This is a genomic window from Escherichia sp. SCLE84, from assembly GCF_012584495.1.
Classification (GTDB): Bacteria; Pseudomonadota; Gammaproteobacteria; order Enterobacterales; family Enterobacteriaceae; genus ECMA0423.
This window is the reverse complement of record NZ_CP051430.1, coordinates 1,605,920-1,626,377: the sequence shown is the minus strand read 5'-3', so window position 1 is coordinate 1,626,377 and position 20,458 is coordinate 1,605,920. Positions and strand designations below refer to the sequence as shown.

General features: G+C 51.0%; 14 protein-coding genes and 1 pseudogene. 11 read left to right on the top strand and 4 right to left on the bottom strand.

The features are described 5' to 3' along the window. Nucleotides 1–19: 19 nt before the first annotated feature. The 3 genes from HGD79_RS08120 to HGD79_RS08110 all read right to left on the bottom strand — a co-directional run bounded on the left by HGD79_RS08120 (nucleotide 20) and on the right by HGD79_RS08110 (nucleotide 2,573). On the bottom strand, nucleotides 20–586 hold the full coding sequence (locus tag HGD79_RS08120) for a fimbrial protein (protein WP_000472422.1): 567 nt from the start codon (nucleotides 584–586) through the stop codon (nucleotides 20–22). Nucleotides 587–976: 390 nt separating this feature from the next. Then, nucleotides 977–2,260: a citrate synthase gene (gltA, locus tag HGD79_RS08115; RefSeq protein ID WP_000785834.1), complete on the bottom strand. Its 1,284-nt coding sequence runs from the start codon at nucleotides 2,258–2,260 to the stop codon at nucleotides 977–979. 205 nt (nucleotides 2,261–2,465) lie between these two features. After that, a complete protein-coding gene (locus tag HGD79_RS08110) occupies nucleotides 2,466–2,573 on the bottom strand; it encodes a hypothetical protein (RefSeq protein WP_001305582.1) in 108 nt (35 codons plus the stop codon). A gap of 380 nt (nucleotides 2,574–2,953) precedes the next feature. Here HGD79_RS08110 and sdhC point away from each other — a divergent pair, with 380 nt between their 5' ends. The 8 genes from sdhC to sucD all read left to right on the top strand — a co-directional run bounded on the left by sdhC (nucleotide 2,954) and on the right by sucD (nucleotide 12,560). After that, nucleotides 2,954–3,358 (top strand): succinate dehydrogenase cytochrome b556 subunit, encoded by a 405-nt coding sequence (gene sdhC, locus HGD79_RS08105; RefSeq protein ID WP_000263347.1) that lies wholly within the window; start codon nucleotides 2,954–2,956, stop codon nucleotides 3,356–3,358. Further along, nucleotides 3,352–3,699, top strand: a complete 348-nt coding sequence (sdhD, locus tag HGD79_RS08100) for a succinate dehydrogenase membrane anchor subunit (RefSeq protein WP_000254365.1) — start codon at nucleotides 3,352–3,354, stop codon at nucleotides 3,697–3,699. The genes sdhC and sdhD overlap by 7 nt, the downstream gene beginning before the upstream one ends. Beyond that, nucleotides 3,699–5,465 carry a succinate dehydrogenase flavoprotein subunit gene (gene sdhA / locus HGD79_RS08095; RefSeq protein ID WP_000775540.1) on the top strand — a complete coding sequence of 589 codons (1,767 nt, stop codon included), beginning with the start codon at nucleotides 3,699–3,701 and terminating at the stop codon, nucleotides 5,463–5,465. Before sdhD ends, sdhA begins: the two co-directional genes overlap by 1 nt. A gap of 15 nt (nucleotides 5,466–5,480) precedes the next feature. Continuing rightward, on the top strand, nucleotides 5,481–6,197 hold the full coding sequence (sdhB, locus tag HGD79_RS08090) for a succinate dehydrogenase iron-sulfur subunit SdhB (protein ID WP_001235263.1): 717 nt from the start codon (nucleotides 5,481–5,483) through the stop codon (nucleotides 6,195–6,197). A 200-nt stretch (nucleotides 6,198–6,397) separates the two neighbouring features. Beyond that, nucleotides 6,398–9,199 carry a 2-oxoglutarate dehydrogenase E1 component gene (gene sucA / locus HGD79_RS08085; RefSeq protein WP_001181473.1) on the top strand — a complete coding sequence of 934 codons (2,802 nt, stop codon included), beginning with the start codon at nucleotides 6,398–6,400 and terminating at the stop codon, nucleotides 9,197–9,199. A 14-nt stretch (nucleotides 9,200–9,213) separates the two neighbouring features. Beyond that, the gene (odhB, locus tag HGD79_RS08080) at nucleotides 9,214–10,431 is read left to right on the top strand and encodes a 2-oxoglutarate dehydrogenase complex dihydrolipoyllysine-residue succinyltransferase (RefSeq protein ID WP_000099834.1); all 1,218 of its coding nucleotides are present in this window, start codon (nucleotides 9,214–9,216) and stop codon (nucleotides 10,429–10,431) included. A gap of 93 nt (nucleotides 10,432–10,524) precedes the next feature. Continuing rightward, nucleotides 10,525–11,691, top strand: coding sequence for an ADP-forming succinate--CoA ligase subunit beta (gene sucC / locus HGD79_RS08075; RefSeq protein ID WP_001048602.1), 1,167 nt, complete (start codon nucleotides 10,525–10,527; stop codon nucleotides 11,689–11,691). Then, nucleotides 11,691–12,560 carry a succinate--CoA ligase subunit alpha gene (gene sucD, locus HGD79_RS08070; RefSeq protein ID WP_000025458.1) on the top strand — a complete coding sequence of 290 codons (870 nt, stop codon included), beginning with the start codon at nucleotides 11,691–11,693 and terminating at the stop codon, nucleotides 12,558–12,560. Before sucC ends, sucD begins: the two co-directional genes overlap by 1 nt. Nucleotides 12,561–12,663: 103 nt before the next feature. Here the strand turns inward: sucD and mngR are convergent, their stop codons facing one another. After that, complete coding sequence (mngR, locus tag HGD79_RS08065; protein WP_000509899.1) at nucleotides 12,664–13,386, bottom strand: mannosyl-D-glycerate transport/metabolism system transcriptional repressor MngR; 723 nt, start codon at nucleotides 13,384–13,386, stop codon at nucleotides 12,664–12,666. A gap of 168 nt (nucleotides 13,387–13,554) precedes the next feature. Between mngR and mngA the strand changes: the two are divergent. From mngA to cydA, 3 genes and pseudogenes are all read left to right on the top strand, one after another. Continuing rightward, a pseudogene (mngA, locus tag HGD79_RS08060) lies at nucleotides 13,555–15,392 on the top strand (PTS 2-O-a-mannosyl-D-glycerate transporter subunit IIABC). A 17-nt stretch (nucleotides 15,393–15,409) separates the two neighbouring features. Next, nucleotides 15,410–18,043, top strand: a complete 2,634-nt coding sequence (mngB, locus tag HGD79_RS08055; protein WP_168848353.1) for a mannosylglycerate hydrolase — start codon at nucleotides 15,410–15,412, stop codon at nucleotides 18,041–18,043. An 846-nt stretch (nucleotides 18,044–18,889) separates the two neighbouring features. After that, nucleotides 18,890–20,458, top strand: coding sequence for a cytochrome ubiquinol oxidase subunit I (gene cydA, locus HGD79_RS08050; RefSeq protein WP_000884361.1), 1,569 nt, complete (start codon nucleotides 18,890–18,892; stop codon nucleotides 20,456–20,458).

The following is a 20,458-nucleotide window of genomic DNA, read 5'->3' as shown; positions in this document are numbered from 1 at the left end:
AGCGCCGCCAAAGTAATACTTATTTATAATCCAGCACGTAGGTTGCATTCGCCGTAACTGCGCCTGGCGTTACAGGTGTAGCCTGATCAATTTGTTCCATCCAGGCAAAGAAATTCAGCGTTTGTTCGCTGGAGGTCGGAGCCAGGTCGATATCTGGAGTAGCGGTGCCTAAAACGATATTGCTTTGATCTTTATTCATTAAACGTACGCCGACGCCGGTGGCTTCACCCGTGCTGGTGTTGTTGAGAATCGGATCTGCGCCGGTGGTTTTCGCTGAGCTATCAAAGGTGACTGCAACTTTAGAAATCTTGCCACCGGAACCGTTGCTGGAGTTTTCCAGATCACAGTTGACTAAGCGCAGGTCGACAGCAACGGCATCGCTGTGATGTGACTGATTAATGTGGCTGGTGGTCACCTGACCGAGTTCAACCTCTTTATCAATATCATCCTGATGTATTTCACACGGTGCTTCAATAACTTCACCTTTAAAGTGAATTTCACCGGATCCTTCATCAGCCGCATAAACAGGTGCTGTGAACAGCAGAGATACGGCCAGTGCGGCCAATGTTTTTTGTCCTTTAAACATAACGGAGTCCTTTAACAGAAAAGAAAAAAGTATATCGGTGCAAGAATATCTTATTTGATTGTCGAATGTTTTTAGTTTTTCTTAAAAATATTATTAATTTTATTAAATGTAAAAGTAATTAATTGATGGTATAAATTAAATGTTTGATGAATAACGTATTGGAAATTATAGGGGTGCGCTATATTTGGTGGTTTATTCATGTAACTGAGAGGAAAATAGATGATTAAAAATCATCGATTTGTTTATAATTTATACCGATATATTTTTTTTTAGAATATATGAATGTCCGATAGTGGATTTTATTTTTACAATTTTTTGTGTTTAGGCATATAAAAATTAACCCGCCATTTGAACGGCGGGTTAAAATATTTACAACTTAGCAATCAACCATTAACGCTTGATATCGCTTTTAAAGTCGCGTTTTTCATATCCTGTATACAGCTGACGCGGACGGGCAATCTTCATACCGTCACTGTGCATTTCGCTCCAGTGGGCGATCCAGCCAACGGTACGTGCCATTGCGAAAATGACGGTGAACATGGAAGACGGAATACCCATCGCTTTCAGGATGATACCAGAGTAGAAATCGACGTTCGGGTACAGTTTCTTCTCGATAAAGTACGGGTCGTTCAGCGCGATGTTTTCCAGCTCCATAGCCACTTCCAGCAGGTCATCTTTGGTGCCCAGCTCTTTCAGAACTTCATGGCAGGTTTCACGCATTACGGTGGCGCGCGGGTCGTAATTTTTGTACACGCGGTGACCGAAGCCCATCAGGCGGAAAGAATCATTTTTATCTTTCGCACGACGAACAAATTCCGGAATGTGTTTAACGGAGCTAATTTCTTCCAGCATTTTCAGCGCCGCTTCGTTAGCACCACCGTGCGCAGGTCCCCACAGTGAAGCAATACCTGCTGCGATACAGGCAAACGGGTTCGCACCCGAAGAGCCAGCGGTACGCACGGTGGAGGTAGAGGCGTTCTGTTCATGGTCAGCGTGCAGGATCAGAATACGGTCCATAGCACGTTCCAGAATCGGATTAACTTCATACGGTTCGCACGGCGTGGAGAACATCATATTCAGGAAGTTACCGGCATAGGAGAGATCGTTGCGCGGATAAACAAATGGCTGACCAATGGAATACTTGTAACACATCGCGGCCATGGTCGGCATTTTCGACAGCAGGCGGAACGCGGCAATTTCACGATGACGAGGATTGTTAACATCCAGCGAGTCGTGATAGAACGCCGCCAGCGCGCCGGTAATACCACACATGACTGCCATTGGATGTGAGTCGCGACGGAAAGCGTGGAACAGACGGGTAATCTGCTCGTGGATCATGGTATGACGGGTCACCGTAGTTTTAAATTCGTCATACTGTTCCTGAGTCGGTTTTTCACCATTCAGCAGGATGTAACAAACTTCCAGGTAGTTAGAATCGGTCGCCAGCTGATCGATCGGGAAACCGCGGTGCAGCAAAATACCTTCATCACCATCAATAAAAGTAATTTTAGATTCGCAGGATGCGGTTGAAGTGAAGCCTGGGTCAAAGGTGAACACACCTTTTGAACCGAGAGTACGGATATCAATAACATCTTGACCCAGCGTGCCTTTCAGCACATCCAGTTCAACAGCTGTGTCCCCGTTGAGGGTGAGTTTTGCTTTTGTATCAGCCATTTAAGGTCTCCTTAGCGCCTTATTACGTAAGACTGCCGGAACTTAAATTTGCCTTCGCACATCAACCTGGCTTTACCCGTTTGTTATTTGGCTCGCCGCTCTGTGAAAGAGGGGAAAACCTGGGTACAGAGCTCTGGGCGCTTGCAGGTAAAGGATCCATTGATGACGAATAAATGGCGAATCAAGTACTTAGCAATCCGAATTATTAAACTTGTCTACCACTAATAACTGTCCCGAATGAATTGGTCAATACTTCCACACTGTTACATAAGTTAATCTTAGGTGAAATACCGACTTCATAACTTTTACGCATTATATGCTTTTCCTGGTAATGTTTGTAACAACTTTGTTGAATGATTGTCAAATTAGATGATTAAAAATTAAATAAATGTTGTTATCGTGACCTGGATCACTGTTCAGGATAAAACCCGACAAACTATATGTAGGTTAATTGTAATGATTTTGTGAACAGCCTATACTGCCGCCAGGTCTCCGGAACACCCTGCAATCCCGAGCCACCCAGCGTTGTAACGTGTCGTTTTCGCATCTGGAAGCAGTGTTTTGCATGACGCGCAGTTATAGAAAGGACGCTGTCTGACCCGCAAGCAGACCGGAGGAAGGAAATCCCGACGTCTCCAGGTAACAGAAAGTTAACCTCTGTGCCCGTAGTCCCCAGGGAATAATAAGAACAGCATGTGGGCGTTATTCATGATAAGAAATGTGAAAAAACAAAGACCTGTTAATCTGGACCTACAGACCATCCGGTTCCCCATCACGGCGATAGCGTCCATTCTCCATCGCGTTTCCGGTGTGATCACCTTTGTTGCAGTGGGCATCCTGCTGTGGCTTCTGGGTACCAGCCTCTCTTCCCCTGAAGGTTTCGAGCAAGCTTCCGCGATTATGGGCAGCTTCTTCGTCAAATTTATCATGTGGGGCATCCTTACCGCTCTGGCGTATCACGTCGTCGTAGGTATTCGCCACATGATGATGGATTTTGGCTATCTGGAAGAAACATTCGAAGCGGGTAAACGCTCCGCCAAAATCTCCTTTGTTATTACTGTCGTGCTTTCACTTCTCGCAGGAGTCCTCGTATGGTAAGCAACGCCTCCGCATTAGGACGCAATGGCGTACATGATTTCATCCTCGTTCGCGCTACCGCTATCGTCCTGACGCTCTACATCATTTATATGGTCGGTTTTTTCGCCACCAGTGGCGAACTGACATATGAAGTCTGGATCGGTTTCTTCGCCTCTGCGTTCACCAAAGTGTTCACCCTGCTGGCGCTGTTTTCTATCTTGATTCATGCCTGGATCGGCATGTGGCAGGTGTTGACCGACTACGTTAAACCGCTGGCATTGCGCCTGATGCTGCAACTGGTGATTGTCGTTGCACTGGTGGTTTACGTGATTTATGGATTCGTTGTGGTGTGGGGTGTGTGATGAAATTGCCAGTCAGAGAATTTGATGCAGTTGTGATTGGTGCCGGTGGCGCAGGTATGCGCGCGGCGCTGCAAATTTCCCAGAGCGGCCAGACCTGTGCGCTGCTCTCTAAAGTCTTCCCGACCCGTTCCCATACCGTTTCTGCGCAAGGCGGCATTACCGTTGCGCTGGGTAATACCCATGAAGATAACTGGGAATGGCATATGTACGACACCGTAAAAGGGTCGGACTATATCGGTGACCAGGACGCGATTGAATATATGTGTAAAACCGGGCCGGAAGCGATTCTGGAACTCGAACACATGGGCCTGCCGTTCTCGCGTCTTGATGATGGTCGTATCTATCAACGTCCGTTTGGCGGTCAGTCGAAAAACTTCGGCGGCGAGCAGGCGGCACGCACTGCGGCGGCGGCTGACCGTACCGGTCACGCACTGTTGCACACGCTTTATCAGCAGAACCTGAAAAACCACACCACCATTTTCTCCGAGTGGTATGCGCTGGATCTGGTGAAAAACCAGGATGGCGCGGTGGTGGGTTGTACCGCACTGTGCATCGAAACCGGTGAAGTGGTTTATTTCAAAGCCCGCGCTACCGTGCTGGCGACTGGCGGGGCAGGGCGTATTTATCAGTCCACCACTAACGCCCACATTAACACTGGCGACGGCGTCGGCATGGCTATCCGCGCAGGCGTACCGGTGCAGGATATGGAAATGTGGCAGTTCCACCCGACCGGTATTGCCGGTGCGGGCGTACTGGTCACCGAAGGTTGCCGTGGTGAAGGCGGTTATCTGCTGAACAAACATGGCGAACGCTTTATGGAGCGTTATGCGCCGAACGCCAAAGACCTGGCGGGCCGTGACGTGGTGGCGCGTTCCATCATGATTGAAATCCGTGAAGGTCGCGGCTGTGATGGTCCGTGGGGGCCACATGCGAAACTGAAACTCGACCACCTGGGTAAAGAAGTTCTCGAATCCCGTCTGCCGGGTATTCTGGAACTCTCCCGTACCTTCGCTCACGTTGATCCGGTGAAAGAGCCGATTCCGGTTATCCCAACCTGTCACTACATGATGGGTGGTATTCCGACCAAAGTGACCGGTCAGGCGCTGACGGTGAACGAGAAAGGCGAAGATGTGGTTGTTCCGGGGCTGTTTGCCGTTGGTGAAATCGCTTGTGTATCGGTACACGGCGCTAACCGTCTGGGCGGCAACTCGCTGCTGGACCTGGTGGTCTTTGGTCGCGCAGCGGGTCTGCATCTGCAAGAGTCTATCGCCGAGCAGGGCGCATTGCGCGATGCCAGCGAGTCTGATGTTGAAGCATCTCTGGATCGTCTGAACCGCTGGAACAATAATCGTAACGGTGAAGATCCGGTGGCGATTCGTAAAGCGCTGCAAGAATGTATGCAGCATAACTTCTCGGTCTTCCGTGAAGGTGATGCGATGGCGAAAGGGCTTGAGCAGTTGAAAGTTATCCGCGAGCGTCTGAAAAATGCCCGTCTGGATGACACTTCCAGCGAGTTCAACACCCAGCGCGTTGAGTGCCTGGAACTGGATAACCTGATGGAAACGGCGTATGCAACGGCTGTTTCTGCCAACTTCCGTACCGAAAGCCGTGGCGCGCATAGCCGCTTCGACTTCCCGGATCGTGATGATGAAAACTGGCTGTGCCACTCCCTGTATCTGCCAGAGTCGGAATCCATGACGCGCCGAAGCGTCAACATGGAACCGAAACTGCGCCCGGCATTCCCGCCGAAGATTCGTACTTACTAATGCGGAGACAGGAAAATGAGACTCGAGTTTTCAATTTATCGCTATAACCCGGATGTTGATGATGCTCCGCGTATGCAGGATTACACCCTGGAAGCGGAAGAAGGTCGCGACATGATGTTGCTGGATGCGCTTATCCAGCTGAAAGAGAAAGATCCCAGCCTGTCGTTCCGCCGCTCCTGCCGTGAAGGTGTGTGCGGTTCCGACGGTCTGAACATGAACGGCAAGAATGGTCTGGCCTGTATTACCCCGATTTCGGCACTCAACCAGCCGGGCAAGAAGATTGTGATTCGCCCGCTGCCAGGTTTACCGGTGATCCGCGATTTGGTGGTAGACATGGGACAATTCTATGCGCAATATGAGAAAATTAAGCCTTACCTGTTGAATAATGGACAAAATCCGCCAGCTCGCGAGCATTTACAGATGCCAGAGCAGCGCGAAAAACTCGACGGGCTGTATGAATGTATTCTCTGCGCATGTTGTTCAACCTCTTGTCCGTCTTTCTGGTGGAATCCCGATAAGTTTATCGGCCCGGCAGGCTTGTTAGCGGCATATCGTTTCCTGATCGATAGCCGTGATACCGAGACTGACAGCCGCCTCGACGGTTTGAGCGATGCATTCAGTGTATTCCGCTGTCACAGCATCATGAACTGCGTCAGTGTATGTCCGAAGGGGCTGAACCCGACGCGCGCCATCGGCCATATCAAGTCGATGTTGTTGCAACGTAATGCGTAATTAAATGTTGATGCCGGGGAAATCCCCCGGCTATTCAGGAAATCTTTAAAAACTGCCCCTGACACTAAGACAGTTTTTAAAGGTTCCTTCGCGAGCCACTACGTAGACAAGAGCTCGCAAGTGAACCCCGGCACGCACATAACTGTGCGTGGTAGTATCCACGGCGAAGTAAGCATAAAAAAGATGCTTAAGGGATCACGATGCAGAACAGCGCTTTGAAAGCCTGGTTGGACTCTTCTTACCTCTCTGGCGCAAACCAGAGCTGGATAGAACAGCTCTATGAAGACTTCTTAACCGATCCTGACTCGGTTGACGCTAACTGGCGTTCGACGTTCCAGCAGTTACCTGGTACGGGAGTCAAACCGGATCAATTCCACTCTCAAACGCGTGAATATTTCCGCCGCCTGGCGAAAGACGCTTCACGTTACTCTTCAACGATCTCCGACCCTGACACCAATGTGAAGCAGGTAAAAGTCCTGCAGCTCATTAACGCATACCGCTTCCGTGGTCACCAGCATGCGAATCTCGATCCGCTGGGACTGTGGCAGCAAGATAAAGTGGCCGATCTGGATCCGTCTTTCCACGATCTGACCGAAGCAGACTTCCAGGAGACCTTCAACGTCGGTTCATTTGCCAGCGGCAAAGAAACCATGAAACTCGGCGAGCTGCTGGAAGCCCTCAAGCAAACCTACTGCGGCCCGATTGGTGCCGAGTATATGCACATCACCAGCACCGAAGAAAAACGCTGGATCCAACAGCGTATCGAGTCTGGTCGCGCGACTTTCAATAGCGAAGAGAAAAAACGCTTCTTAAGCGAACTGACCGCCGCTGAAGGCCTTGAACGTTACCTCGGCGCAAAATTCCCTGGCGCAAAACGCTTCTCGCTGGAAGGCGGTGACGCGTTAATCCCGATGCTTAAAGAGATGATCCGCCACGCTGGCAACAGCGGCACCCGCGAAGTGGTTCTCGGGATGGCGCACCGTGGTCGTCTGAACGTGCTGGTGAACGTGCTGGGTAAAAAACCGCAAGACTTGTTCGACGAGTTCGCCGGTAAACATAAAGAACACCTCGGCACGGGTGACGTGAAATACCACATGGGCTTCTCGTCTGACTTCCAGACCGATGGCGGCCTGGTGCACCTGGCGCTGGCGTTTAACCCGTCTCACCTTGAGATTGTAAGCCCGGTAGTTATCGGTTCTGTTCGTGCCCGTCTGGACAGACTTGATGAGCCGAGCAGCAACAAAGTGCTGCCAATCACCATCCACGGTGACGCCGCAGTGACCGGGCAGGGTGTGGTTCAGGAAACTCTGAACATGTCGAAAGCGCGTGGTTATGAAGTTGGCGGTACGGTACGTATCGTTATCAACAACCAGGTTGGTTTCACCACCTCTAATCCGCTGGATGCTCGTTCTACACCGTACTGTACTGATATCGGTAAGATGGTTCAGGCACCGATTTTCCACGTTAACGCGGATGATCCGGAAGCCGTTGCCTTTGTGACCCGTCTGGCGCTCGATTTCCGTAACACCTTTAAACGTGATGTCTTCATCGACCTGGTGTGCTACCGCCGTCACGGCCACAACGAAGCCGACGAGCCGAGCGCAACCCAGCCGCTGATGTATCAGAAAATCAAAAAACATCCGACACCGCGCAAAATCTACGCTGACAAGCTGGAGCAGGAAAAAGTCGCGACGCTGGAAGATGCCACCGAGATGGTTAACCTGTACCGCGATGCGCTGGATGCTGGCGATTGCGTAGTGGCAGAGTGGCGTCCGATGAACATGCACTCTTTCACCTGGTCGCCGTACCTCAACCACGAATGGGACGAAGAGTACCCGAACAAAGTTGAGATGAAGCGCCTGCAGGAGCTGGCGAAACGCATCAGCACGGTGCCGGAAGCAGTTGAAATGCAGTCTCGCGTTGCCAAGATTTATGGCGATCGCCAGGCGATGGCTGCCGGTGAGAAACTGTTCGACTGGGGCGGTGCGGAAAACCTCGCTTACGCCACGCTGGTTGACGAAGGCATTCCGGTTCGCCTGTCGGGTGAAGACTCCGGTCGCGGTACCTTCTTCCACCGCCACGCGGTGATCCACAACCAGTCTAACGGTTCCACTTACACGCCGCTGCAACATATTCATAACGGCCAGGGCGCGTTCCGTGTCTGGGACTCCGTTCTGTCTGAAGAAGCAGTGCTGGCGTTTGAATACGGTTATGCCACCGCAGAACCACGCACTCTGACTATCTGGGAAGCGCAGTTCGGTGACTTCGCCAACGGTGCGCAGGTGGTTATCGACCAGTTCATCTCCTCTGGCGAGCAGAAATGGGGCCGGATGTGTGGTCTGGTGATGTTGCTGCCGCACGGTTACGAAGGGCAGGGGCCGGAGCACTCCTCCGCGCGTCTGGAACGTTATCTGCAACTTTGTGCTGAGCAAAACATGCAGGTTTGCGTACCGTCTACCCCGGCACAGGTTTACCACATGCTGCGTCGTCAGGCGCTGCGCGGGATGCGTCGTCCGCTGGTCGTGATGTCGCCGAAATCCCTGCTGCGTCATCCGCTGGCGGTTTCCAGCCTCGAAGAACTGGCGAACGGCACCTTCCTGCCAGCCATCGGTGAAATCGACGAGCTTGATCCGAAGGGCGTGAAGCGCGTAGTAATGTGTTCTGGTAAGGTTTATTACGACCTGCTGGAACAGCGTCGTAAGAACAATCAACACGATGTCGCCATTGTGCGTATCGAGCAACTCTACCCGTTCCCGCATAAAGCGATGCAGGAAGTGTTGCAGCAGTTTGCTCACGTCAAGGATTTTGTCTGGTGCCAGGAAGAGCCGCTCAACCAGGGCGCATGGTACTGCAGCCAGCATCATTTCCGTGAAGTGATTCCGTTTGGGGCTTCTCTGCGTTATGCAGGCCGCCCGGCCTCCGCCTCTCCGGCGGTAGGGTATATGTCCGTTCACCAGAAACAGCAACAAGATCTGGTTAATGACGCGCTGAACGTCGAATAAATAAAGGATACACAATGAGTAGCGTAGATATTCTGGTCCCTGACCTGCCTGAATCCGTAGCCGATGCCACCGTCGCAACCTGGCATAAAAAACCCGGCGACGCAGTCGTACGTGATGAAGTGCTGGTAGAAATCGAAACTGACAAAGTGGTACTGGAAGTACCGGCATCAGCAGACGGCATTCTGGATGCGGTTCTGGAAGATGAAGGTACAACGGTAACGTCTCGTCAGATCCTTGGTCGCCTGCGTGAAGGCAACAGCGCCGGTAAAGAAACCAGCGCCAAATCTGAAGAGAAAGCGTCCACTCCGGCGCAACGCCAGCAGGCGTCTCTGGAAGAGCAAAACAACGATGCGTTAAGCCCGGCGATCCGTCGCCTGCTGGCTGAACACAATCTCGACGCCAGCGCCATTAAAGGCACCGGTGTGGGTGGTCGTCTGACTCGTGAAGATGTGGAAAAACATCTGGCGAAAGCCCCGGCGAAAGAGTCTGCTCCGGCAGCGGCTGATCCGGCGGCGCAACCGGCTCTGGCTGCACGTAGTGAAAAACGTGTCCCGATGACTCGCCTGCGTAAGCGTGTGGCAGAGCGTCTGCTGGAAGCGAAAAACTCCACCGCCATGCTGACCACGTTCAACGAAGTCAACATGAAGCCGATTATGGATCTGCGTAAGCAGTACGGTGAAGCGTTTGAAAAACGCCACGGCATCCGTCTGGGCTTTATGTCCTTCTACGTGAAAGCGGTGGTTGAAGCCCTGAAACGTTACCCGGAAGTGAACGCGTCTATCGACGGCGATGACGTGGTTTACCACAACTATTTCGACGTCAGCATGGCGGTTTCTACGCCGCGCGGCCTGGTGACACCGGTACTGCGTGATGTCGATACCCTCGGCATGGCAGACATCGAGAAGAAAATCAAAGAGCTGGCAGTCAAAGGCCGTGACGGCAAGCTGACCGTTGAAGATCTGACCGGTGGTAACTTCACCATCACCAACGGTGGTGTGTTCGGTTCCCTGATGTCTACGCCGATCATCAACCCGCCGCAGAGCGCAATTCTGGGTATGCACGCTATCAAAGATCGTCCGATGGCGGTGAATGGTCAGGTTGAGATCCTGCCGATGATGTACCTGGCGCTGTCCTACGATCACCGTCTGATCGATGGTCGCGAATCCGTGGGCTTCCTGGTAACGATCAAAGAGTTGCTGGAAGATCCGACGCGTCTGCTGCTGGACGTGTAGTAGTTTAAGCTTCACCTGCACTGTAGACCGACGTGGATAGGGTGTCGGTCTACGGTTTAAAAGATAACGATTACTGAAGGATGGACAGAACACATGAACTTACATGAATATCAGGCAAAACAACTTTTTGCCCGCTATGGCTTACCAGCACCGGTGGGTTATGCCTGTACTACTCCGCGCGAAGCAGAAGAAGCCGCTTCAAAAATCGGTGCCGGCCCGTGGGTAGTGAAATGTCAGGTTCACGCTGGTGGCCGCGGTAAAGCGGGCGGTGTGAAAGTTGTAAACAGCAAAGAAGACATCCGTGCTTTTGCAGAAAACTGGCTCGGCAAGCGTCTGGTAACGTATCAAACAGATGCCAATGGCCAACCGGTTAACCAGATTCTGGTTGAAGCAGCGACCGATATCGCTAAAGAGCTGTATCTCGGTGCCGTTGTAGACCGTAGTTCCCGTCGCGTGGTCTTTATGGCCTCCACCGAAGGCGGCGTGGAAATCGAAAAAGTGGCGGAAGAAACTCCGCACCTGATCCATAAAGTTGCGCTTGATCCGCTGACAGGCCCGATGCCGTATCAGGGACGCGAGCTGGCGTTCAAACTGGGTCTGGAAGGTAAACTGGTTCAGCAGTTCACCAAAATCTTCATGGGCCTGGCGACCATTTTCCTGGAGCGCGACCTGGCGTTGATCGAAATCAACCCGCTGGTCATCACCAAACAGGGCGATCTGATTTGCCTCGACGGCAAACTGGGCGCTGACGGCAACGCACTGTTCCGCCAGCCTGATCTGCGCGAAATGCGTGACCAGTCGCAGGAAGATCCGCGTGAAGCACAGGCTGCACAGTGGGAACTGAACTACGTTGCGCTGGACGGTAACATCGGTTGTATGGTTAACGGCGCAGGTCTGGCGATGGGTACGATGGACATCGTTAAACTGCACGGCGGCGAACCGGCTAACTTCCTTGACGTTGGCGGCGGCGCAACCAAAGAACGTGTAACCGAAGCGTTCAAAATCATCCTCTCTGACGACAAAGTGAAAGCCGTTCTGGTTAACATCTTCGGCGGTATCGTTCGTTGCGACCTGATCGCTGACGGTATCATCGGCGCGGTAGCAGAAGTGGGTGTTAACGTACCGGTCGTGGTACGTCTGGAAGGTAACAACGCCGAACTCGGCGCGAAGAAACTGGCTGACAGCGGCCTGAATATTATTGCAGCAAAAGGTCTGACGGATGCAGCTCAGCAGGTTGTTGCCGCAGTGGAGGGGAAATAATGTCCATTTTAATTGATAAAAACACCAAGGTTATCTGCCAGGGCTTTACTGGTAGCCAGGGGACTTTCCACTCAGAACAGGCCATTGCATACGGCACTAAAATGGTTGGCGGCGTAACCCCAGGTAAAGGCGGTACTACCCACCTCGGCCTGCCGGTGTTCAACACCGTGCGTGAAGCTGTTGCTGCTACTGGCGCTACCGCTTCTGTTATCTACGTACCAGCACCGTTCTGCAAAGACTCCATTCTGGAAGCTATTGATGCAGGCATCAAACTGATTATCACCATCACTGAAGGCATCCCGACGCTGGATATGCTGACTGTGAAAGTGAAACTGGACGAAGCCGGCGTTCGTATGATCGGCCCGAACTGCCCGGGCGTTATCACTCCGGGTGAATGCAAAATCGGTATCCAGCCGGGTCACATTCACAAACCGGGTAAAGTGGGTATCGTTTCCCGTTCCGGTACACTGACCTATGAAGCGGTTAAACAGACCACGGATTACGGTTTCGGTCAGTCGACCTGTGTTGGTATCGGCGGTGACCCGATCCCTGGCTCTAACTTTATCGACATTCTCGAAATGTTCGAAAAAGATCCGCAGACCGAAGCGATCGTAATGATCGGTGAGATCGGCGGTAGCGCTGAAGAAGAAGCGGCAGCGTACATCAAAGAGCATGTTACCAAGCCAGTTGTGGGTTACATCGCTGGTGTGACTGCGCCGAAAGGCAAACGTATGGGCCACGCGGGTGCCATCATTGCCGGTGGGAAAGGGACTGCGGATGAGAAATTCGCTGCTCTGGAAGCCGCAGGCGTGAAAACCGTTCGCAGCCTGGCGGATATCGGTGAAGCACTGAAAACTGTTCTGAAATAAATATCTGTAATAAGAAATAGCCCTCGCCGCTTCCCTCTACAGGAATGGCGAAGGGCTGTCGGTTTCGACATGGTTGGCCATCGTATGATGGCCTTTTTTGTGCTTATCGCGATGATTTTCGTTGCGCTATCAGGGTAAATTTATAGTCATCGGTATTAAAAGCGTTGCGGCTATATTCAAACACCCGACCATCAACTAAATATCCACGCGATACTTTTTCAAGAATCGGCTTTGTCTGGCTGATATTAAGCAGACGGCTCATCTCTTCGGTTGGCATCAGAGGAATGATTTCCTGTTCGCTACGATCGATAACCATTTTCTTCACTTCTTCAATAAAGTGATATTTTGAATTTTCCATGACCTGCCAGGTGAGATCCGGGAACAACGCAAGCGGCATCCAGGTTTCTTCCAGCGCCATTGGCTTTTGCTTGCGATAGCGCACGCGCTTCACATGCCACACACGATCCTGCGCGGTGATTTGTAGCTGTTGCTGAAGAAAATCGTCAGCCGGAATCACTTCAAATATCAGGACTTCACTGTGTGTATCGACGTGACGGTCTGACAGTTTTTCATCAAAACTGGTTAACTGAAAAATATCGTAATTGACCCGCTCTTCTTTGACGTAAGTCCCGCTGCCCTGAATGCTTTCGAGGATCTGTTGCTCGACTAACTGGCGCAAAGCCTGACGCACCGTAACCCGGCTGACGCCAAACTCTGTTTGTAATGCCGATTCGGTAGGTAACGCATCGCCAGGTTTAAGCTCGCCACGCGCAATTTGTTCACGAATGCGATCGGCAATCTGCCGGTATAAGGGCTTGTGTCCCATTTTTAGTATCTCATTAATACGAATTTAGCCATTATGCCCGATAAATTCATCCTGTAAATAATACAAATACAATACAAATAATTTCAACCAAGTGAAATTGATCACATAATGGTATTGTTTTATCGGGCACACTGGCGCGACTATAAAAACGATCAAGTGAGGATCATGATGAATCTGACGACTCTGACCCACCGCGATGCGTTGTGTCTGAATGCGCGCTTTACCAGCCGTGAAGAGGCCATCCACGCGTTGACTCAACGTCTTGCTGCTCTGGGGAAAATTTCCAGTACTGAGCAATTTCTGGAAGAAGTGTATCGCCGTGAAAGCCTTGGCCCGACCGCCTTAGGTGAAGGGTTGGCTGTGCCGCATGGCAAAACTGCTGCGGTAAAAGAAGCGGCGTTTGCGGTCGCCACACTCAGCGAGCCGCTTCAGTGGGAAGGCGTTGATGGCCCGGAAGCGGTTGATTTAGTGGTGCTGCTGGCGATTCCCCCCAATGAAGCGGGTACTACGCATATGCAACTGCTGACAGCGCTGACCACGCGCCTGGCGGATGATGAGATTCGGGCGCGTATACAGTCGGCGACGACGCCTGATGAGTTGCTCTCGGCGCTGGATGACAAGGGAGGCACGCAACCTTCTGCCTCTTTTTCCAACGCGCCAACTATCGTCTGCGTAACGGCCTGTCCGGCGGGTATTGCTCACACCTATATGGCTGCGGAATATCTGGAAAAAGCCGGACGCAAACTCGGCGTAAATGTTTACGTTGAAAAACAAGGCGCTAACGGCATTGAAGGGCGTTTAACGGCGGATCAACTCAATAGTGCAACCGCCTGTATTTTTGCGGCTGAAGTCGCCATCAAGGAGAGTGAGCGTTTTAATGGCATTCCCGCGCTTTCAGTGCCTGTTGCCGAGCCGATTCGCCATGCAGAAGCGTTGATCCAACAAGCGCTTACCCTCAAGCGTAGCGATGAGACGCGTACCGTACAGCAAGATACGCAACCGGTGAAAAGTGTCAAAACGGAGCTGAAACAGGCACTGTTGAGCGGAATCTCTTTTGCCGTACCGTTGATTGTCGCGGGGGGCACGGTGCTGGCGGTCGCGGTATTACTGTCGCAAATCTTCGGGCTACAAGATCTGTTTAATGAAGAAAACTCCTGGCTGTGGATGTACCGCAAGCTGGGCGGCGGGCTGCTCGGAATTTTGATGGTACCGGTGCTCGCGGCCTATACCGCCTATTCTCTGGCAGATAAACCGGCGTTAGCGCCAGGCTTTGCGGCTGGACTTGCCGCCAACATGATCGGCTCCGGGTTTCTCGGCGCGGTCGTTGGCGGATTGATAGCCGGTTACTTGATGCGCTGGGTGAAAAATCACTTGCGTCTTAGCAGTAAATTCAATGGATTCCTGACTTTTTATCTCTACCCGGTGCTCGGTACGTTGGGAGCGGGCAGTCTGATGCTGTTTGTGGTGGGAGAACCTGTCGCCTGGATCAATAACTCGCTTACCGCCTGGCTGAACGGTCTGTCAGGAAGTAACGCGCTGTTGCTGGGTGCCATTCTCGGTTTTATGTGTTCCTTTGACCTTGGAGGGCCAGTGAACAAAGCCGCTTATGCATTCTGCCTGGGCGCAATGGCGAACGGCGTTTACGGCCCGTATGCCATTTTCGCCTCCGTCAAAATGGTTTCGGCATTTACCGTAACCGCTTCCACGATGCTCGCACCGCGCCTGTTTAAAGAGTTTGAAATTGAGACCGGGAAATCCACCTGGCTGTTAGGGCTGGCAGGTATTACCGAAGGGGCGATCCCGATGGCGATTGAAGATCCGCTGCGGGTTATTGGTTCGTTTGTGCTGGGCTCTATGGTAACGGGCGCTATTGTCGGTGCGATGAATATCGGCCTTTCGACACCCGGTGCCGGCATTTTCTCGCTCTTTTTACTTCATGATAATGGCGCGGGCGGCGTCACGCGGTTAAGCATGGCAACTATCTGACTGATGGCGTAATGCCATAAACAAAAAGGAAACGACGATGAAAGCGGTATCTCGCGTTCACATCACCCCGCATATGCATTGGGATCGGGAGTGGTATTTCACCACCGAAGAGTCACGCATTCTGCTGGTCAATAATATGGAAGAGATCCTGTGCCGACTGGAACAGGACAACGAATACAAATATTACGTACTTGACGGGCAAACGGCGATCCTCGAAGATTATTTCGCGGTGAAACCGGAAAACAAAGACCGCGTGAAGAAACAGGTAGAAGCCGGCAAGTTGATTATCGGCCCCTGGTATACCCAGACCGATACCACGATTGTTTCTGCGGAATCCATCGTCCGTAATCTGATGTACGGAATGCGTGACTGCCTCTCGTTTGGCGAGCCGATGAAAATAGGTTATTTACCAGATTCCTTTGGCATGTCCGGGCAACTGCCGCATATCTACAATGGATTTGGCATTACCCGCACCATGTTCTGGCGCGGATGTTCGGAGCGCCACGGTACTGATAAAACCGAGTTTTTGTGGCAAAGCAGTGACGGTAGCGAAGTGACGGCGCAGGTGCTGCCGCTGGGCTACGCCATCGGTAAGTACTTAACTGCCGACGAAAACGGATTACGTAAACGCCTCGACAGTTATTTTGACGTGCTGGAAAAAGCGTCTGTAACCAAAGAGATTTTGCTGCCGAATGGGCATGACCAGATGCCATTGCAGCAAAATATCTTCGAAGTGATGGATAAGCTACGTGAGATCTACCCTCAACGTAAGTTTGTGATGAGCCGCTTTGAAGAGGTATTTGAGAAGATCGAAGCGCAGCGTGAAAGTCTGGCCACCCTGAAAGGTGAATTTATCGATGGCAAATATATGCGCGTACATCGCACCATCGGTTCCACGCGCATGGATATCAAAATTGCCCACGCACGTATTGAAAATAAGATTGTTAATCTGCTGGAACCGCTGGCAACGCTGGCCTGGACGTTGGGTTTTGAATACCACCACGGCTTGCTGGAGAAAATGTGGAAAGAGATCTTAAAAAATCATGCCCACGACAGTATCGGTTGTTGTTGCAGTGACAAAGTTCATCGCGAAATTGTCGCCCGCTTCGAACTGGCTGAAGACATGGCGGATAATCTGCTGCGTTTCTACATGCGCAAAATTGCCGATAACATGCCACAGAGTGATGCCGACAAACTCGTGCTGTTTAACCTGATGCCCTGGCCGCGGGAAGAAGTTATTAACACCACTGTGCGGCTGCGCGCCAGCCAGTTTAATCTACGAGACGATCGCGGTCAGCCTGTACCGTATTTTATTCGCCATGCCCGTGAGATCGATCCAGGCCTAATCGATCGGCAAATAGTTCATTACGGTAATTACGATCCCTTTATGGAGTTTGATATACAGATCAACCAGATTGTCCCTTCTATGGGCTATCGCACGCTTTATATCGAAGCGAATCAGCCTGGCAACGTGATTGCGGCAAAAAGTGACGCTGAAGGGATACTGGAAAATGCTTTCTGGCAAATTGCGCTCAATGAGGATGGAACGCTACAACTGGTAGATAAAGATAGCGGTGTGCGCTATGACCGGGTGTTGCAAATTGAAGAAAGCTCTGATGATGGTGATGAATATGACTATTCACCCGCAAAAGAAGAGTGGGTAATGACTTCTGCAACAGCGAAACCGCAATGCGAGATTACTCATGAGGCCTGGCAGAGCAGGGCTGTTATCCGCTATGACATGGCGGTGCCGCTCAATTTGTTGGAACGAAGCGTCCGGCAATCCACGGGCAGAGTAGGGGTGGAGATGGTTGTCACTCTGAGTCATAACAGCAGACGTATTGATGTGGATATCAACCTTGATAACCAGGCTGACGATCATCGCCTTCGCGTCCTGATCCCTACATCTTTTAACACCGATAGTGTTCTGGCAGATACCCAGTTTGGTTCGCTAACGGGCCCCGTGAACGACAGTGCAATGAACAACTGGCAGCAAGAAGGCTGGAAAGAAGCGCCGGTTCCGGTATGGAATATGCTCAACTATGCAGCCTTACAGGAAGGGCGTAACGGCATGGCTGTCTTTAGCGAAGGGCTACGTGAATTTGAAGTCATCGGTGAAGAGAAGAAAACCTTTGCCATTACGTTGCTGCGTGGCGTGGGCTTACTGGGCAAAGAAGATCTGTTTTTAAGGCCTGGGCGGCCTTCGGGAATTAAAATGCCAGTCCCGGACTCACAACTACGTGGTCTGCTTTCTTGTCGCCTAAGTTTATTGAGTTATACCGGTACGCCAACCGCCGCTGGTGTAGCTCAGCAGGCGCGAGCATGGCTGACTCCAGTACAGTGTTACAACAAAATCCCATGGGATGCGATGAAGCTCAACAAAGCCGGATTCAACGTGCCGGAAAGTTATAGTTTGTTGAAAATGCCCCCAGTGGGATGCCTGATAAGCGCACTTAAGAAAGCTGAAGACCGACAAGAAGTGATTTTACGGCTGTTTAATCCGGCTGAATCAGCAACCTGTGATGCGACTGTTGCTTTCAGTCGCGAGGTGATTTCTTGCTCAGAAACGATGATGGATGAACACATTACCACCGAGGAAAATCAAGGTTCAAATCTATCGGGGCCTTTTTTACCCGGCCAGTCACGGACGTTCAGTTACCGGCTTGCCTGAATAGCAATCAAACCGAAGCCACATATGCGCGGCCAGATTGTTGACAAAGGGCGCTTTGTTCATGCCGGATACGGCATGAACGCTTTATTCGGTCTACAAAAGCAGGCAAATTCAATATATTGCAGAGATGATGTAGACACTGGCAAGCGTAGCGCATCAGGTAATTTTGCGTTTATCTTCACTCTCAAGCCACGTATATGTGGCTTTATTTTTAACAAAATAATAACCCTGGGTGAGTTAATTATAATATAATTATAAGTTAATTAAATGTTAATATCAGCGGGGTGGATTTATGCCTTTATTAGTAATCCTGAAACTCTGCGTCGTATTAGCCAGTGACCAAAAAAAGAATTAAGGTCAACCGTGCTGTTTTTGCTTCGTCTCTTTTTATCTTTAATTGCCAACCGAAACTAATTTCAGCCTTATAACTCACACATTTTAAACATAAATGTCACTAAAGTTACCTTATTGAAACATGATTAACATAATTTGTAGGAATTGATATTTATCAATGTATAAGTCTTGGAAATGGGCATCAAAAAGAGATAAATTGTTCTCGATCAAATTGGCTGAAAGGCGGTAATTTAGCTATAAATTGATCACCGTCGAAAAATGCAAATTTGCTTCAACAAAAACCTGTTTATTGTAAGGATTTTGCGGCGTAATATATACGTGGGATCAATTTGAGTTTTTATTAACATGTTTGCAACCTTTCTTTACGCCGTTTTTGTGTGCATTCACATGGTATGATGAAAGTGTTCAAACAAATTTCTATTGGGGCATGCGTGTGACCCTTTCTAACGGGGTTCACTCTCGGAGTCTTCATGCGATGAGCAAGGAGTCATGATGTTAGATATAGTCGAACTGTCGCGCTTACAGTTTGCCTTGACCGCGATGTACCACTTCCTTTTTGTGCCACTGACGCTCGGTATGGCGTTCCTGCTGGCCATTATGGAAACGGTCTACGTCCTCTCCGGCAAACAGATTTATAAAGATATGACCAAGTTCTGGGGCAAGTTGTTTGGTATCAACTTCGCTCTGGGTGTGGCTACCGGTCTGACCATGGAGTTCCAGTTCGGGACTAACTGGTCTTACTATTCCCACTATGTAGGGGATATCTTCGGTGCGCCGCTGGCAATCGAAGGTCTGATGGCCTTCTTCCTCGAATCCACCTTTGTAGGTCTGTTCTTCTTCGGTTGGGATCGTCTGGGTAAAGTTCAGCATATGTGTGTCACCTGGCTGGTGGCGCTCGGTTCAAACCTGTCCGCACTGTGGATTCTGGTTGCGAACGGCTGGATGCAAAACCCAATCGCGTCCGATTTCAACTTTGAAACTATGCGTATGGAGATGGTGAGCTTCTCCGAGCTGGTGCTTAACCCGGTTGCTCAGGTGAAATTCGTTCACACTGTAGCGTCTGGTTATGTGACTGGCGCGATGTTCATCCTCGGTATCAGCGCATGGTATATGCTGAAAGGTCGTGACTTCGCCTTCGCTAAACGCTCCTTTGCTATCGCTGCCAGCTTCGGTATGGCTGCTGTTCTGTCTGTTATTGTTCTGGGTGATGAATCCGGCTACGAAATGGGCGACGTGCAGAAAACCAAACTGGCTGCTATTGAAGCCGAGTGGGAAACGCAACCTGCGCCTGCTGCCTTTACTCTGTTCGGCATTCCTGATCAGGAAGAGGAGACGAACAAATTTGCGATTCAGATCCCTTACGCACTGGGCATCATTGCAACGCGTTCCGTGGATACCCCGGTTATCGGCCTGAAAGAGCTGATGGTGCAGCATGAAGAACGCATTCGTAACGGGATGAAGGCGTACTCTCTGCTCGAACAACTGCGTTCTGGTTCTACCGACCAGGCGGTTCGTGACCAGTTCAATAGCATGAAGAAAGACCTCGGTTACGGTCTGCTGCTGAAACGCTATACGCCAAACGTGGCTGATGCGACTGAAGCGCAGATTCAACAGGCAACCAAAGACTCCATCCCGCGTGTAGCGCCGCTGTACTTTGCGTTCCGTATCATGGTGGCGTGTGGCTTCCTGCTTCTGGCAATCATCGCGCTCTCTTTCTGGAGTGTCATCCGCAACCGCATTGGCGAGAAAAAATGGCTTCTGCGCGCCGCGCTGTACGGTATTCCGCTGCCGTGGATTGCTGTAGAAGCGGGCTGGTTCGTGGCTGAATATGGCCGCCAACCGTGGGCTATCGGTGAAGTGCTGCCGACAGCTGTGGCGAACTCGTCACTGACCGCAGGCGATCTCATCTTCTCAATGGTGCTGATTTGCGGCCTGTATACCCTGTTCCTGGTGGCAGAATTGTTCTTAATGTTCAAATTTGCACGCCTCGGCCCAAGCAGCCTGAAAACCGGTCGCTATCACTTTGAGCAGTCTTCCACGACTACTCAGCCGGCACGCTAA

Bases quoted from the DNA above. Each gene is read 5' to 3' on its own strand.
- HGD79_RS08120 (WP_000472422.1), bottom strand. From the start codon at position 586: ATGTTTAAAGGACAAAAAACATTGGCCGCACTGGCCGTATCTCTGCTG.
- gltA (WP_000785834.1), bottom strand. From the start codon at position 2,260: ATGGCTGATACAAAAGCAAAACTCACCCTCAACGGGGACACAGCTGTT.
- HGD79_RS08110 (WP_001305582.1), bottom strand. From the start codon at position 2,573: ATGCGTAAAAGTTATGAAGTCGGTATTTCACCTAAGATTAACTTATGT.
- sdhC (WP_000263347.1), top strand. From the start codon at position 2,954: ATGTGGGCGTTATTCATGATAAGAAATGTGAAAAAACAAAGACCTGTT.
- sdhD (WP_000254365.1), top strand. From the start codon at position 3,352: ATGGTAAGCAACGCCTCCGCATTAGGACGCAATGGCGTACATGATTTC.
- sdhA (WP_000775540.1), top strand. From the start codon at position 3,699: ATGAAATTGCCAGTCAGAGAATTTGATGCAGTTGTGATTGGTGCCGGT.
- sdhB (WP_001235263.1), top strand. From the start codon at position 5,481: ATGAGACTCGAGTTTTCAATTTATCGCTATAACCCGGATGTTGATGAT.
- sucA (WP_001181473.1), top strand. From the start codon at position 6,398: ATGCAGAACAGCGCTTTGAAAGCCTGGTTGGACTCTTCTTACCTCTCT.
- odhB (WP_000099834.1), top strand. From the start codon at position 9,214: ATGAGTAGCGTAGATATTCTGGTCCCTGACCTGCCTGAATCCGTAGCC.
- sucC (WP_001048602.1), top strand. From the start codon at position 10,525: ATGAACTTACATGAATATCAGGCAAAACAACTTTTTGCCCGCTATGGC.
- sucD (WP_000025458.1), top strand. From the start codon at position 11,691: ATGTCCATTTTAATTGATAAAAACACCAAGGTTATCTGCCAGGGCTTT.
- mngR (WP_000509899.1), bottom strand. From the start codon at position 13,386: ATGGGACACAAGCCCTTATACCGGCAGATTGCCGATCGCATTCGTGAA.
- mngB (WP_168848353.1), top strand. From the start codon at position 15,410: ATGAAAGCGGTATCTCGCGTTCACATCACCCCGCATATGCATTGGGAT.
- cydA (WP_000884361.1), top strand. From the start codon at position 18,890: ATGTTAGATATAGTCGAACTGTCGCGCTTACAGTTTGCCTTGACCGCG.